At 71.8% G+C, this 13333-nt stretch carries 10 protein-coding genes; 3 read left to right on the forward strand and 7 right to left on the reverse strand.

Going from position 1 to position 13333, the window contains the following annotated elements:
* Nucleotides 1–83: 83 nt before the first annotated feature.
* The 4 genes from OG570_RS38885 to OG570_RS38900 all read right to left on the reverse strand — a co-directional run bounded on the left by OG570_RS38885 (nucleotide 84) and on the right by OG570_RS38900 (nucleotide 7379).
* Nucleotides 84–644, reverse strand: coding sequence for a hypothetical protein (locus OG570_RS38885; protein WP_326953802.1), 561 nt, complete (start codon nucleotides 642–644; stop codon nucleotides 84–86).
* A 303-nt stretch (nucleotides 645–947) separates the two neighbouring features.
* Nucleotides 948–4301, reverse strand: a complete 3354-nt coding sequence (locus OG570_RS38890) for a glycosylhydrolase-like jelly roll fold domain-containing protein (protein WP_326953803.1) — start codon at nucleotides 4299–4301, stop codon at nucleotides 948–950.
* Between the two features lie 116 nt (nucleotides 4302–4417).
* Entirely contained in the window at nucleotides 4418–6430 is a 2013-nt protein-coding gene (locus OG570_RS38895; RefSeq protein WP_326953804.1) for a phosphocholine-specific phospholipase C, read from the reverse strand.
* A gap of 109 nt (nucleotides 6431–6539) precedes the next feature.
* Entirely contained in the window at nucleotides 6540–7379 is an 840-nt protein-coding gene (locus tag OG570_RS38900) for a helix-turn-helix transcriptional regulator (protein ID WP_326949022.1), read from the reverse strand.
* 101 nt (nucleotides 7380–7480) lie between these two features.
* Here OG570_RS38900 and OG570_RS38905 point away from each other — a divergent pair, with 101 nt between their 5' ends.
* Nucleotides 7481–8158: an SDR family NAD(P)-dependent oxidoreductase gene (locus OG570_RS38905; RefSeq protein ID WP_326953805.1), complete on the forward strand. Its 678-nt coding sequence runs from the start codon at nucleotides 7481–7483 to the stop codon at nucleotides 8156–8158.
* A gap of 1 nt (nucleotide 8159) precedes the next feature.
* On the opposite strand, the gene OG570_RS38910 is transcribed toward OG570_RS38905, so the two are convergent.
* From OG570_RS38910 to OG570_RS38920, 3 genes are all read right to left on the reverse strand, one after another.
* Nucleotides 8160–8315: a hypothetical protein gene (locus OG570_RS38910; RefSeq protein WP_326953806.1), complete on the reverse strand. Its 156-nt coding sequence runs from the start codon at nucleotides 8313–8315 to the stop codon at nucleotides 8160–8162.
* Nucleotides 8316–8583: 268 nt separating this feature from the next.
* Entirely contained in the window at nucleotides 8584–10983 is a 2400-nt protein-coding gene (locus OG570_RS38915) for a glycoside hydrolase family 32 protein (protein WP_326953807.1), read from the reverse strand.
* Nucleotides 10984–11098: 115 nt separating this feature from the next.
* On the reverse strand, nucleotides 11099–11530 hold the full coding sequence (locus OG570_RS38920) for a DUF6292 family protein (protein ID WP_326949018.1): 432 nt from the start codon (nucleotides 11528–11530) through the stop codon (nucleotides 11099–11101).
* Nucleotides 11531–11649: 119 nt separating this feature from the next.
* Here OG570_RS38920 and OG570_RS38925 point away from each other — a divergent pair, with 119 nt between their 5' ends.
* Both OG570_RS38925 and OG570_RS38930 read left to right on the forward strand, forming a co-directional pair.
* A complete protein-coding gene (locus OG570_RS38925; RefSeq protein ID WP_247051204.1) occupies nucleotides 11650–12105 on the forward strand; it encodes an SRPBCC family protein in 456 nt (151 codons plus the stop codon).
* 135 nt (nucleotides 12106–12240) lie between these two features.
* The gene (locus OG570_RS38930; protein WP_326949017.1) at nucleotides 12241–12714 is read left to right on the forward strand and encodes an SRPBCC family protein; all 474 of its coding nucleotides are present in this window, start codon (nucleotides 12241–12243) and stop codon (nucleotides 12712–12714) included.
* Nucleotides 12715–13333: the final 619 nt, after the last annotated feature.

Below are 13333 nucleotides of genomic sequence, written 5' to 3' on the forward strand. Positions count from 1 at the left end.
GCGCACGCGACGACGGCCCACCCGGGGTTTCCGGGTGGGCCGTTCCGTCACCCCGGCCTAGCCGGGGTGTCCGATGTGGATGGTCAGCCGCCGAGGATCGCGAGGATCTGGTTCAGCAAGTTGACCAGCGCCTGCAGGTTGCTCAGGGGGCCCGGGTCGAGCAGGCCCGCGATCGCGCACAGGAGGTTGCCCAGCAGGTTGCCGGGACCGGCGTCGGCCGTGATGTTCAGGTGCACCTGGTTCAGGTGCACGACCAGGCCGAGCAGGTCGAGGTCGAGCGGGCCGAGCACCAGGTCGAGGATCTGGCAGGACGCCGCGGCGACGCCGACCGGAACGGTGACGGCCTGGGAAACGGTGCCGACCTGCTGGCCGGCGGAGTCGACCATGGTCAGGTCGGCGACGCCGTTGGCGAGGGTGTTGGTGCCATCGGTGGTGAAGCCGGTCGGCGTGAAGCTGCCGACCGCCGTGCCGGTGCCGCCCGACGCGTCGGTGAACGTGCCGGTGATCGGCGCGGTCAGCGCCGGAGCGGCCTGGGCCGCCGGGGCCGGAGCCGCGGAAGCCGTGCCCGCACCGGCGAAGAAGCCGACGAGAGCCGTGACCAGCAGGGCGACGACCGCGGAGCGGCCGAGCTTTCCGATTCTCACTGTTGTGCTCCTTTCGAAGTCCGAATTCGACTTGCTAGGAATGCACCGAAAGACCCCATCGAAAACCGGATACGGCCGGAAACCGCAGTGAGCAATCTCAACTGATCGACACGTCCGCGAGCCGTAACCAATCCGGTCGCCGGTCGTCTACACCACTCGAAGTCCGTTCGTGGCGGATAAGTAGAGGCGGGAAGCCTGCGCACCGTCCCTAAAGGACAATGTATCACAATCGCGGATTCCTCGTCACAGAATTGTGTTGGACTGATTGCCCCCGCGGCTGCGTCCGAATGCCGCAGGCCGCCGTCAGTGCCGGGCCAACGCGACGTCGACGAGGCGGTGCGGCCGCAGGTTCACCGGGCCGATCAGGCCGGACGCGAGCACCTCGCCCCGCGCGTTCGCCCCGGTGTTGGTGACCCGCACGCGTACTTTGTTCCGGCCGGCGCGCAGCGCCGCCGTGACGTCCACTCGGTACGGCGCCCACAACCGGGATCCGAGCGGCTTCCCGTTGACCTCGATTTCGGCCACCTCGTGGACTTCGCCGAGGTCAAGCGTCCACTTGCGACCGGACAACGTCGCCGCCGTGACATCGAAGTCCTTTTCGTACCAAGCCGATCCCGAATACGCCGGGTCCACGTCGGTCCAGGAACCCAGAGGACGCGTAATCGCCGAAGCGTCCGGACGATCGAAGCGGAACACCCAGTCCCCGCCGAACGGAATGGCCGTGAGGGGATCGGAAACCGTGGCCGTTCCGGAAAACGTCCGGCCACCCCCATTCACAGTAACGCCGACCGATCCCGGGGCGATCACGCGCAAGGTCGCGGCCCGGCTGTCGGCGCGCACCCGCTCCACCGGCGCCGACGCGCTCACCGCGTGCGCGGGTTCGGCTCCCGCGCGGAACACGACCAGCAGCGTGGCTTTCGGTTCCAGGCGCAGGACGGTCGCCGTGCTCCCGGACGTCGCTCGCCGCCAGACGCCCACAGGTGCTGTGGTGCCGGTGTCGGGGTCCCACACCTCGGGCACGCCGGTCGCCGGGAACGTCGCGGTCAGCTCCACGGCCTCGGCGCGCTCGTTGAGCACGACGAACAGCGGCCGGCCGGCACTTTCCAGGCGCAGCACCCGGACGTCGTCGTGGCGCGGCTCCAGCGTCGCCGCCGCGCCACCCGCGGTGGCCACCGCGGTCGCGGCCGCCACCGGGTCGGCCGCCCGCACCGCCGTGCGCGCGGTGAACAACTCGGTCAGCGCGGCCCGCAGGCCCGCGTCGTTCCCGCCGGCCTCCCGGCTCGGCGGTGCGCCGACGAGAACCACCGTGCCGCCGCCGCGGACGAACCGGATCAGTGTCCGCACCGTCCCGACGGCGAGGATCGGCGTCCGGGGCACCACGACGATCCCGTACGCCTGCTGCCCGACGACCAGCTTCGCGCCGGTCGGCTGGGCGTGCGTCCGCAGCGCCGGGTCGGCGTCGAGCGCGCCTTCGTCGAGGAAGTCGAAGTCGACCTGGACGTCCTCCAGCGCGTGGGCGGTGGTCAGGAACGCCGTGTCGAGGTCGGCCATCGCCGGGGTGTCCTGTGTGGACTCGACGGCGCGTTGCGGCTGGATCAGCGCGGTGCGGGCACGGGCCGGTGCGCGGCACGCTTCCATCAGCCGGCCGATCCAGTCGTTGAGCGGCGCGGACACCGCCCACCACGGGTTGGCCGGCTGGAACGGCGGCGGGTAGACGATCTGGTTCTCGTCGCTGAACCGCGCGTGCAGCAGCGTGTGGTTGACCCCGCGCACGGCGAACGCGCCGACCACCTCGCGGACGAACGACGGCGTGACCGGCCAGCCGGTGCCGCCCATCGCCTCCAGGTAGACGCGCTCCAGCCCGAGCTGGTGCGCGGTGCTGGCCGGCCAGCGCGACAGCGTGCGGTGGTAACCCCGCTGGTAGTGGTCGAAGATCAGGTCGGTGCCCGGCACCTGCGCCCACTGGTTGGTCGTGTTCAGGTTGCCGGAGCTGCGCAGCTGCTCGCCCGGGCCGTACTCGTCCCACAGCGGGTTGGAGATCAGCTTCAGCCCGCGCGCGCCGAGCCACTGGCCTTGGCTCTTGTAGTACGCGGCCGCGAACCGGTTGCTGACCGCGCGCCAGAACACGCCGCGCAGCCGCAGACCGGCGTCGCCGAGACCCGCGTCGTGCACCGCGGTGAGGGCGACGCCCGGCGACGTCCCGAGCGCGTGCAGTTCCGCGTCCAGCGTGGGCGACCAGGGAACCGTGTTGAACGGCCCGTCGGCCGAGGCGAGGTAGGGCTCGTCGTCGGCGAAGCCGCGCAGGACCGCGCCCGGCGCCCACGGGAACCGGCGCACGTACTCCCCCGGCACGGCGTCGAGGAACAGCCGCACGGCTTCGTCGTCGAGCAGGTCGAGGTAGGCGCGGCCGGTGCCGGTGGGCGTGCTCAGGTCGCGGACGGTGAACAGGTCCAGCTGCCAGGTCCCGGCGGGCGGCGTCCACGTGCCGCCCGCGCGGGCCTGCGCGGTCAGGTCCACCAGCGTGGCGGGATCCGTCGAGGACGCCGGCCGGGCCGCCGCGGCGACCAGCGGCACGCCGGTCGCGGGCAGGTCGAAGCCGTCGAGCGCGGCAGCGCTGTCGAACGTCTCGGCGTAGAGGACGCCGCCGGTGGCGTCGCGCACGGTCAGGCTGTCCCACGACGACCGCTGGGACGCCACCGAGCGCACACCCACCCGGCCGGTGGCGTACTTGAGACCGTCCACCGCGGGCTGCGCGACGCCGTCCAGCGTCACGGTCAACGTCGTTCCGCGGACGCGCACGGCCAGCTCGTGGTCCGCGGCCGGGTCGAAGCCCGGGACCGCAGTGCCGCCCCGGAGCTGGGTGAACGCGCCGCCGGTCTGCTGCCAGACGTCGACGGCGCCGTCGGTGCGCAGGTCGGCCAGGACGCCGTTGTCCGCGTCGGTGCTGCGCACCATGAGCCCGGCGGTCGCGCTTTCGACGCGGACCTTCGCCACGACGTCGTAGTCCTGCCACCCGGCCCCCTCGCGCAGCAGGGTGACGCCGTCGCGGGCCGCGGCGTCGACCAGCAACCGCCCGCCCGACACCGAGAGTCCCCGGCTCACCAGCGGCACCGGCACCCCGCCGGGGACGGTCAGGACCTGGCGCCCGACGCCCTTGAGGCGCAGGTCCGGCCGCGGCTGGTAGACGCGGTCGCCGACCTTGCCGCCGTCGACGACGAGCCCGCCCGCGCGGCCGCTCGGGAAGTAGTCGTCGTTGAACAGCCACAGGTGCATGCCGTGCCGCTGCGCCTCGCGCAGGGTGAACTCGATGATCGTGAACCAGTCTTCGGTGAAGAACGCCGGCTTCAGCGCCGCCGTGTCGAACGGGAAGACCAGGACCTCGTGCACGCCCTTGTCGCGCAGGTCCGCCAGCCCGTCGGCCACCAGCGCGGTGGTGACGGTGCCGTTCCAGAACCACAGCACGGTGGGCCGCGAGTCCGGCCGCGGGTCGGCGAACCGGCCCGCCGCGCCGTCGGTTTCCGGTGCGGCGTAGGCGATCGGCCACCCGCCGGCCGTGCCGGCGATGGCCGCGGCCGAGGCGAGCGCGAGCGCGCGCCGCCGGGACAGCCGGAACTCCCCGCCGATCGACGTGGCGTGTACCGGGTCGTTTTCGATCACCGTTGATCCCCCGACCGTGGATTGAAACGATTCAAGACACGGCGGAAGTTACGTGACGCCGGTCATACCCGTCAAGGCATGACCGGCATCCTGTCCGACGGGACAGCCCTATCGGCTCATCGCGTCAGGATCGCCGGGTCGCTGGTGCCGGGGCGGCCGGTCTCGACGTGCCCGGCCAGCCGGCGCAGGAACTTCGGGTCCTGGTCCGACGTCACGGAGACGTCGTACCAGTCGTTGCTCCGCCCGGTGTCCACCCGTTCGACGACCCGCGCGCCCGGCCGCAGCCGCCGGGTCGTCGAGCGCCGCCCGTAGGCGTCCGCGATCGTCAACCGGACGGTGTCGGACCCGGTGTTGGTCAGGGTCAGCTCGACGCAGCCGCCGTCCTGGCGCGCGCTCACCTCGGGCCCGGCCGCGGTGCCCCGGAACTGCCGCAGGAAGCTGTTCGGGCCGTGGGCGGTGAAGTCGTACCCGCCGGCCGCGGGCAGCGCGCCGGACAGCGAGCGGCCCGCGCCCACGGTGTAGGTCCGCGGGTCGGCCGACGGCGACGTCACGACGAACGCCGCGCCCGCCCGGCCGTGGTTGGCGAATGTCAGCGTCAGCTGGTCACCGTGCACCCGGGCGTCGGCCGCCAGGTCGTACGGCAGCGCCCGCGCCGGCCGCAACCCGCGTTCCTGCTTGGGCAGCACGCCCTTCGCGGGCACCGCGGGCACGTAGTCCGGGTGCCGCTCGCGGTCCGGCGGCTGGTAGGCGGCCGTGTCCGGCAGCCGCGGCACGTGGGTGTCGGCGCGCGCGAAGTCGAACGCCGACGTCAGGTCGCCGCAGACCGAGCGCCGCCACGGCGTGATGTTCGGTTCCCGCACCCCGAACCGCCGTTCGATGAACCGGATGATCGACGTGTGGTCGAACGTCTCCGAGCACACCCAGCCGCCCTTGCTCCACGGCGACACGACCATCATCGGCACGCGCTGGCCGAGGCCGTACGGGCCGGCCGGGTTCGAGGCCGCCCCCGCGAAGATCTCACCGGTCGTGTCCACAGTGGACTGCCCGGCCGTCGCGTACGGCGGGAGCACGTGGTCGAAGAAGCCGTCGTTCTCGTCGTAGGTGACCAGCAGCGCGGTCTTGCTCCAGACCTCCGGGTTCGCGGTGAGCGCGTCGAGCACCTGCGCCAGGTACCAGGCGCCGTAGTTGGTCGGCCAGTTCGGGTGCTCGCAGAACGCCTCCGGCGCCGTGATCCACGAGACCTGCGGCAGCGTCCCGGCCTTGACGTCGGCGCGCAGCCGGTCGAAGTAGCCGTCACCGGCCTTCGCGTTCGTGCCGGTGCGGGCCTTGTCGTAGAGCGGGTCGCCGGGCTTGGCGTTGCGGAAGGAGTTGAAGTACAGCAACGAGTTGTCGCCGTAGTTGCCGCGGTAGGCGTCGTCGATCCAGCCCCAGCCGCCGGCGGCGTCGAGGCCGTCGCCGACGTCCTGGTAGATCTTCCACGACACCCCGGCCTTCTCCAGCCGCTCGGGGTAGGTCGTCCAGGAGTAGCCCTTTTCGTCGTTGCCCAGGACCGGCCCGCCGCCGGTGCCGTCGTTGCCGGTGAAGCCGGTCCACATGTAGTAGCGGTTCGGGTCGGTCGAGCCCATGAACGAGCAGTGGTAGGCGTCGCAGATCGTGAACGCGTCGGCCAGCGCGTAGTGGAACGGGATGTCCTCGCGCGTCAGGTACGCCATCGTGGTCGAGCCCTTGGCGGGGACCCACTTGTCGTACTTGCCCCGGTTCCACGCCGTGTGCGTGTCGTTCCAGCTGTGCGGGAGGTCCTGGATGAACTGCAGGCCGAGGTTGTCCGCGTCGGGGTGGAACGGCAGGATGTCGCGACTGCCGTCGGACTGCGCCCAGACGGGTTTGCCGGACTGCAGCGTCGCCGGCCGCGGGTCGCCGAAGCCGCGGACGCCGCGCATGGTGCCGAAGTAGTGGTCGAACGACCGGTTCTCCTGCATCAGGACCACGATGTGCTCGACGTCGCGCAGGGTGCCCGTGCGGTGGTGGGCGGGGATCTCCGCCGCGCGGGCGATGCTGCCCGAAAGGACCGAAAGGGCGGCGGTGCCGCCGGTCAGCTGCAAGAACCGCCTGCGGTTGACGTCCGTCATGAGCACTCCGGAGGTGTGGTGGCCGGGATCCGCGCCAGTATCGCCCGCCCCGCCGGGAAACCACTACCGTCGCGGGGGAACACCGGGTGAAGCCCAGGTCAACGGCTCGTCAGACGAGCGTCTGCGTACCGAGCACGATCGCCAGGTCGAGGCGCTCGGCGTCCTCGGTGCCCGGTTCGGCCGTGTAGACCATGATGCGCAGGTCGTCGGCGGCCACGATGAGCGTGTCGCAGTCGAGGGTGATGCGGCCGACCAGCGGGTGGTCGACGACCTTGTGCCTCGACGTCTCCTGGCTCGGCTCCGGGGCACCGGCGTCCCAGAGCTCGACGAACCGCGGGCTCCGCGACAGCTGGTCGACGAGCCGGGTGACGCTCCGGTCGGCCGGGTAGCGCGCCACGTTCAGCCGCAGGTCGGCGACCAGCTGCGCCACGAAGCCGGCGTGTTCTTCCGGAGTGTGGACGGCGCGGGTGCCGGGGCCGGCGAGGTGGCGCCAGACGGCGTTGCGTTCGATCCCGCGCCAGGCCGTCGTCTCCCCCATGAGCGCGTCGTAGGGCGCGTTGGCGACGACGAGTGTCCAGGTGGCGTCGTAGACGGCGACCGGCGTGTGCGCCAGCCGGTCGAGCAGGCGCTGGACGCTCGGGGTGATCCGCGACGGGACGACGTCGAGCCCGGGCGCGACGTGCCCGGCCAGCCGGAACAGCAGGTCACGCTCGCCGTCGGCCAGCCGCAGGGCGCGCGCCAGCGCCTCCACGACCTGCACCGACGGCGAGGTCGCCCGCCCCTGTTCGAGGCGGGTCAGGTAGTCGGCGGAGATGCCCGCGAGGCCGGCCAGCTCCTCGCGGCGCAGCCCGGTCGCCCGCCGGCGGCGGCCCACCGGCACCCCGGCCGTCTCGGGCGCGACGCGGTCGCGACAGCGGCGCACCATCCGGCCGAACTCCCACGTCTCCACGCCGCCAGTGTGCGCGACCGCGGCGGCCTTGTCCTGGCCCTGGCAGTCCTACGAAAACGGCACGACTGCCTATCTCGCTGCCGGCGTCGCAAGCTCGGTTCATGACCACGACACTGATCACCGGGGCCAACCGGGGCCTCGGCAAGGAAGCCGCCCGCCAGCTCGTCGCCGCCGGGCACACCGTCTACCTCGGCGCCCGTGACGCCGCTCTCGGCCGCGCGGCCGCCGACGAGGTCGGCGCCCGGTTCGTCCGGCTGGACGTCACCGACGACGCGTCCGTCGCCGCGGCCTTCAACCAGCTCGAGGGCGGGCTCGACGTGCTCGTCAACAACGCCGGGATCGCCCTGCTCGCTCTCAACGGCCCGGAGGCGCTGGCGGTGTTCGACACGAACGCGGTCGGGATCGTCCGCGTGACCGAGGCGGCGCTGCCGCTGCTGCGGAAGTCGGCCAACCCGGTCGTCGTCAACATCTCCAGCGCACTGGGCTCGTTCACGGCCAACCACGACCCCGCGCGGCCCGCGTCGCAGGTGTCGGCGATCGTCTACGGCGCGAGCAAGGCGGCGGTCTCGATGCTCACGGTCCAGTACGCGCGAGCGGTGCCGGAGGTCAAGTTCAACGCCGTCGAGCCGGGCTACACGGCGACCAAGCTCGGCGGCATCGAGAACCCCCACGGCCGCCCGGTCGAGGTCAGCGCCCGGACGATCGTCCGGATGGCCGTCATCGGCGAGGACGGCCCGACGGGCACCTTCCAGGAGGACGACGCCGAACTCGGCTGGTGACTCAGGTGATCGCGAGGTGCTGGGTGAGGGTGTTCCCTGCGTAGCCGTTCACCCCGAACCTCCCGGCGGCGTAGGCGGTGTCCGCCGCGTCGATGATCGGGGTGGTGCCGTGGTCGAGCCAGATCTGGATGCGGGTGCCCGCTCGCGCGACCGCCATCGGCGAGGACACCCCACACGCACCCTCCGGAAAGGCGATTCCGAGCTCAGCTCACGTAACCACGAGGTGCTGCGCGAGCGTGTTCCCCGCATCGCCCGTCGACGCCGAACCTCCCGGCGGCGTACGCGGTGTCCGTCGCGTCGATGATCGGGGTGGTGCCGTGGTCGAGCCAAACGCGGATGCAGGCGCCGTTGTCAGCGCGGCCGGCGTCAGCGAAAACGGACCCACGGGCACCTCCAAGAAGACCACGCCGAACTCGGCTGGTGACTCAGGTGATCGCCAGGTGCTGCACGAGCGTGTTGCCCGCGTAGCCGTTCACCCCGAACCGGCCCGACGCGTAGGTGCTGTCCGTGGCGTCGATGATCGGGGTGGTGCCGTGGTCGAGCCAGACCTGGATGCGGGCGCCCGTCGTTCGCACCGTCAGGTGGTACGTGCGGCCTTCGACGATCGGCGTCGCGTACGTCGCGATGTCGCGGCCCGGCCGCCAGAGCTTGACCACTCCGCCGCTGTCGACGTTCGCGGTGTAGCCGGTGCCGTCGGCGGCCGCGCGGAAGGTCAGGCCGGCCGCGGTGCCGTTGGTGACCGAGACGTCGCCGTCGTAGGTGAAGTCCGTTCCGGTGCGGTCGCTCAGGTAGAAGCCGTTGTCGGGCGAGCGGCCGCGCAGGCCGTCCGGGGTGGTCGTCCAGGTGCCGCCCCGGGCGGTCCAGGCGCCGGACGTGAACGCGTCGAGGCCACCGGGGCCGGTGTTCAGGTTCTGCACGGTCGCCGTGCCGTGGTAGGCGTTCGCGCCGAAGCGGCCCGACGCGTAGACGTCGTCGGTGGCGTCGATGACCGGTGTGGTGCCGTGGTCGAGCAGGACCTGGATGCGGGCGCCCGCCGTGCGCACCTCCAGGTGGTGGGTGCTGCCGGCCGCGATGGGCGTCGCGTAGGTCGCGATGTCGCGGCCGGGCCGCCACAGCTTGACCACCCCGCTCGTGTCGATGTTCGCGGTGTAGCCGGCGCCGTCGTCGGTCGCCCGGAACGTCAGTCCGGCGGCCTGCGCGGTGTCGAGCCGGACGTCGCCCTGGTAGACGGCGTCGGCCGCGGTGCTCGCGCTGAGGTAGAAGGCGTCGCCGCCGGCCTGGGCCTGCTTGCCGCCGCTGGTGTCGGTCCACGACCCGCCCGCCGCGTGCCACGGGCCCGCCAGGTTGCTTTCCAGGGTCGACTGCGCGGTGCCCCAGCTCGTGCTCAGCCGGGTGAACTTCGCGCTCTTCAGCCGCACCTGTCCCCCGGTCGCGAACAGCCGGATGCCCTGGCTGACCGCGGCGGAGTCGAAGTTCACGTTGTCGGCGACGGAGAACCGTCCGTCGCCGCCGAAGACCTCGAGCTGGCCGCGGTCCACGAGCAGCCGCATGGTGACCTCGCCGTTGGTGGGCGCCAGCGGCTTCCCGTAGAGCGTGCCCGCCGCGCGGTCGTAGGCCACGGTCCGGTCGGCGCTGCCGTCGGAGCGGCTGTGCAGCGCGAACCCGAACTGCCCGGCGGTCGCGCTCGCGACGTCGAAGGTCGCGGTGATCTCGTAGGTGTCGGCGAGGATCCCGCCGAAGAGGTTGCTCCCGGGGCTCACCGTCCGGTTCTGCCAGCTCTGACTGTCGGCGCGCAGCGAGTCCAGCTCGGCGACCGGCGTCCGCGTGATCTGCGGGCCGTCGGGCGAGCCGACGAGCTTCAGCTCCGCCGGGAAGGTGGCGTCGCCGGTCCAGGTGCTGCCGCGGTTGCCGCCCTGCCACGCCATCTGCACGACGCGGCCGTTCGGGGCGTTGGAGAACGTCTCGGCGGCGTAGAACGTGCCGCCGGCGAACGTGGTGCCCTGGTTCATCTTCTTCGGCTGCGGCCGGTCGGTGCGGAACGTCGTGCCGTCGAACGAGCCGACGACGTACTCGCTCGTCCCCGACGTCAGCACCCACTGCTGCACGCCGTCGAGCGTCATCGGGAACAGGTCCGGGCACTCGAAGAGCCAGTCCGCCGCGTACCGGCTGGCGAACGTCCAGTGCAGGAGGTCGGGCGAGGTGTAGAGGTCGACGCCGTAGCCGCCCCGGTTCGACCAGACGACCATGGCCCACCGGTGGCGGGCGGCGTCCCAGACCACCTTCGGGTCCCGGCTCTCCGCCGGGATCTCGATCTGCTTGCGCCCCTGGTCGTACGGCTGGAAGCTGCGGCCGTTGTCGTTGCTGTAGTAGACGCTGACGCCGTCGGTGTTGGTGAACACGACGATCGGGTCGAGCGCGCCGGTCTTCAGCCCCGAGGTGTTGTCCCGGTCGACGACCCCGCCGCCGGAGAACAGGATGCCGGGGTGCACGCCGGGTTCCAGCGCGATCGGTTTCTGCGTCCAGTGCACCAGGTCCGGGCTGGTGGCGTGGCCCCAGTGCATGGTGTCCCACTCGAGCCCGTGCGGGTTGTGCTGGTAGAAGAAGTGGTAGAGGCCGTTGGCGTAGACCAGCCCGTTGGGGTCGTTCATCCACCCGGCCTGCGAGCTGAAGTGGAACTGCCCCCGGAACGGCTCCTGGTAGGTGGTCGCCGGGTAGGGGAACTCCGGGTAGTCGGCCACGGTGCCCGCGCTCGCGGGAGCCACGGGCACGAAAACCGCCAAGGCGATGAGCAGGACGACGAGCGACACGCGGGCGATGCGAACCACGAGCCTCACCCTTCGGAGACAACGTTGTCAGCATCGACGGTGGCACAGGCGTGACGCCGGCCACAACGGCGGATCGGGGGGTTTCGCGAGACTTGAGCGGACAGAAATCCCGGGGCTACACCTGGTCGGACTGCAACGGGACGTACTCGTCGAGGCGCTCGGCCAGGGTCCGGCGGGTGACGGGGACCGCCGTGACGCGGTCCTTGCCGGCACTGCGGCCCGCGGCGGCGTCGTCGACGAAGCGCGCCACTTCTTCCGGCGGCGGGACGAGCTCGTCACCCGGCCAGCGCGCGAGCACGACCGGGTCTTCGATGGGCGCGGTCTCCACCGCGACCGTCCAGCCGCGGCGTTCGCTCCACACCAGCATCACGTCGTGCCGCGGGCGGCCCGGCCAGGGCCGCGACAGCCCGAGGTAGGCCGTGGCCGTGTCGCTGATCTCCACCGTCGTGCCCTCCGCGGGGACTCCGATCGCGGCGGCGACGGCCTGGACGTACGCACCGAGCCCGCGCTCCAGCGCCCGGATCAGGTCCGGTTCCGAGGACTCCATGGGCGTCACGGTAGCCGCCGGTCTCCGATCGTGCCGATCGGGTTTCCCGGACGCGGCCGCGTGGGACGGCCCGGTACGGGGTACCCGGCCGGCTTCGCGCAGAACGAACGGAGAGCCCCATGACCGAGGTCAGCCGGGTGGTCGACGCACCACCGCAGACCGTTTTCGCCGTACTCGCCGACGGCTGGTCCTACGGCGGGTGGGTGGTGGGCAGCTCCCACATCCGGGCCGTCGACGCGGGCTGGCCCGCCGTCGGCAGCCGGATCCACCACAGCGTCGGTTCCTGGCCGCTGCAGCTGCAGGACGAGACCACGGTCGTCGCGGTGGAGACCGGCGTCTCGCTGTCGCTGGAGGCGAAGGCGTGGCCGACCGGGGCCGCCGCGGTCGGCCTCACGCTCGTCCCGCACGACGGCGGCACGCGGACGCTCGTCCGGATGACCGAGCACGTCGTGCGCGGGCCGGCCAAGGTGCTGCCGGAGGCCGTCCAGGGACTGCTGCTGCGGCCGCGCAACGCCGAGTCGCTGGCGCGGCTGGGCGACCTCGCCGTCGGCCGGCGGGCGCGCGTCCAGCCGTGACCGAGTCCACAGTAGACGGACAAGTGCGATGCATCGAATCTGGATCGGTTTGGGCTCCCGCCGAGCGGGTAGCCGTGGGGTGGCCGTGCACTGCAGGTGCGGTACCCGAAATCACGAGAAGGAGCTGACCGCGGCATGAGCACGATCACCAAGTCCGTCGACGTCGAAGCCGATGTGAGCACCGTCTACAACCAGTGGACGCAGTTCACCGACTTCCCCCGGTTCATGGACGGTGTCGACCGCATCGACCAGGTGGACGACACCCACACCCACTGGACCATCAGCGTCGCCGGCGTCACCAAGCAGTTCGACGCCACGATCACCGAGCAGAACCGCGACGAGCGGGTCGCCTGGAAGTCCGACACCGGCCCGAACCACGCCGGCGTCGTGACCGTGCACCGCCTCGACGACACCCACACCCGGGTCACCGTCCAGATGGACATCGACCCCGAGGGCTTCGTCGAGAACGTCGCCGACAAGACCGGCATCCTCGACCACCGCGTCCAGGGTGACCTCGACCGCTTCAAGAAGTTCATCGAAACCCGCGACGGTCACGAGACCGGCGCCTGGCGCGGCGACGTCGACCGCCCGGGTCAGCACACGAAGTAGGTCCGAAAGCCGCGTAGCAGGACGCGAACCGACCGCGATGGGTCCTGCCGAGGAGCCCATCGCGTCACCGGACGGCCGGCTCCCCACCGTGAGATGTACCCGGGGGCCGGCCGTTCGGGCCCGACGGCTGTAACGCTCATGCAGCGAATCGCGTCTTCTTCAGCAGACGGAGACCACAGGCGCGGTCGTCGTCGACCACCGGTGCCGGTGTCCGAGGCCCGGGACGGCTTCCCCCCGACCGTCCCGGGCCTCGCGGGCACCGGCATCGGCGTGCCGGAAGGCCACCGTCCATTCAGGACACAAGACGCAACGGTCAGACATCCGCGGCGGGCAGGGGGACTTCGACTCGCGGTCGGGCCGATCCGGCGGTTCACCGGAATGCCAGGTTTCGCACCACGTCCGGTGCGGGAATTCCTTGAGTGCGACCCGCTCGGCTTTCTCCCCTCGCGAGCGGGCCGAGGTCCCGGGTTCCGTCGCGTTCACTCCCCCCTCGACGCGGCGGCACCGGGACCGCACACCGGGTCGTGGGTGCGCCGAGCGCACCCACGGCCCGGCGCCGGACCGGCCGAGGGACGAGCCCCCACCAGGCGCGGAACGGTGATACAGGAGGACAAGGCCG

This window comes from Amycolatopsis sp. NBC_01286 (genome assembly GCF_035982555.1).
Taxonomy (GTDB): domain Bacteria; phylum Actinomycetota; class Actinomycetes; order Mycobacteriales; family Pseudonocardiaceae; genus Amycolatopsis.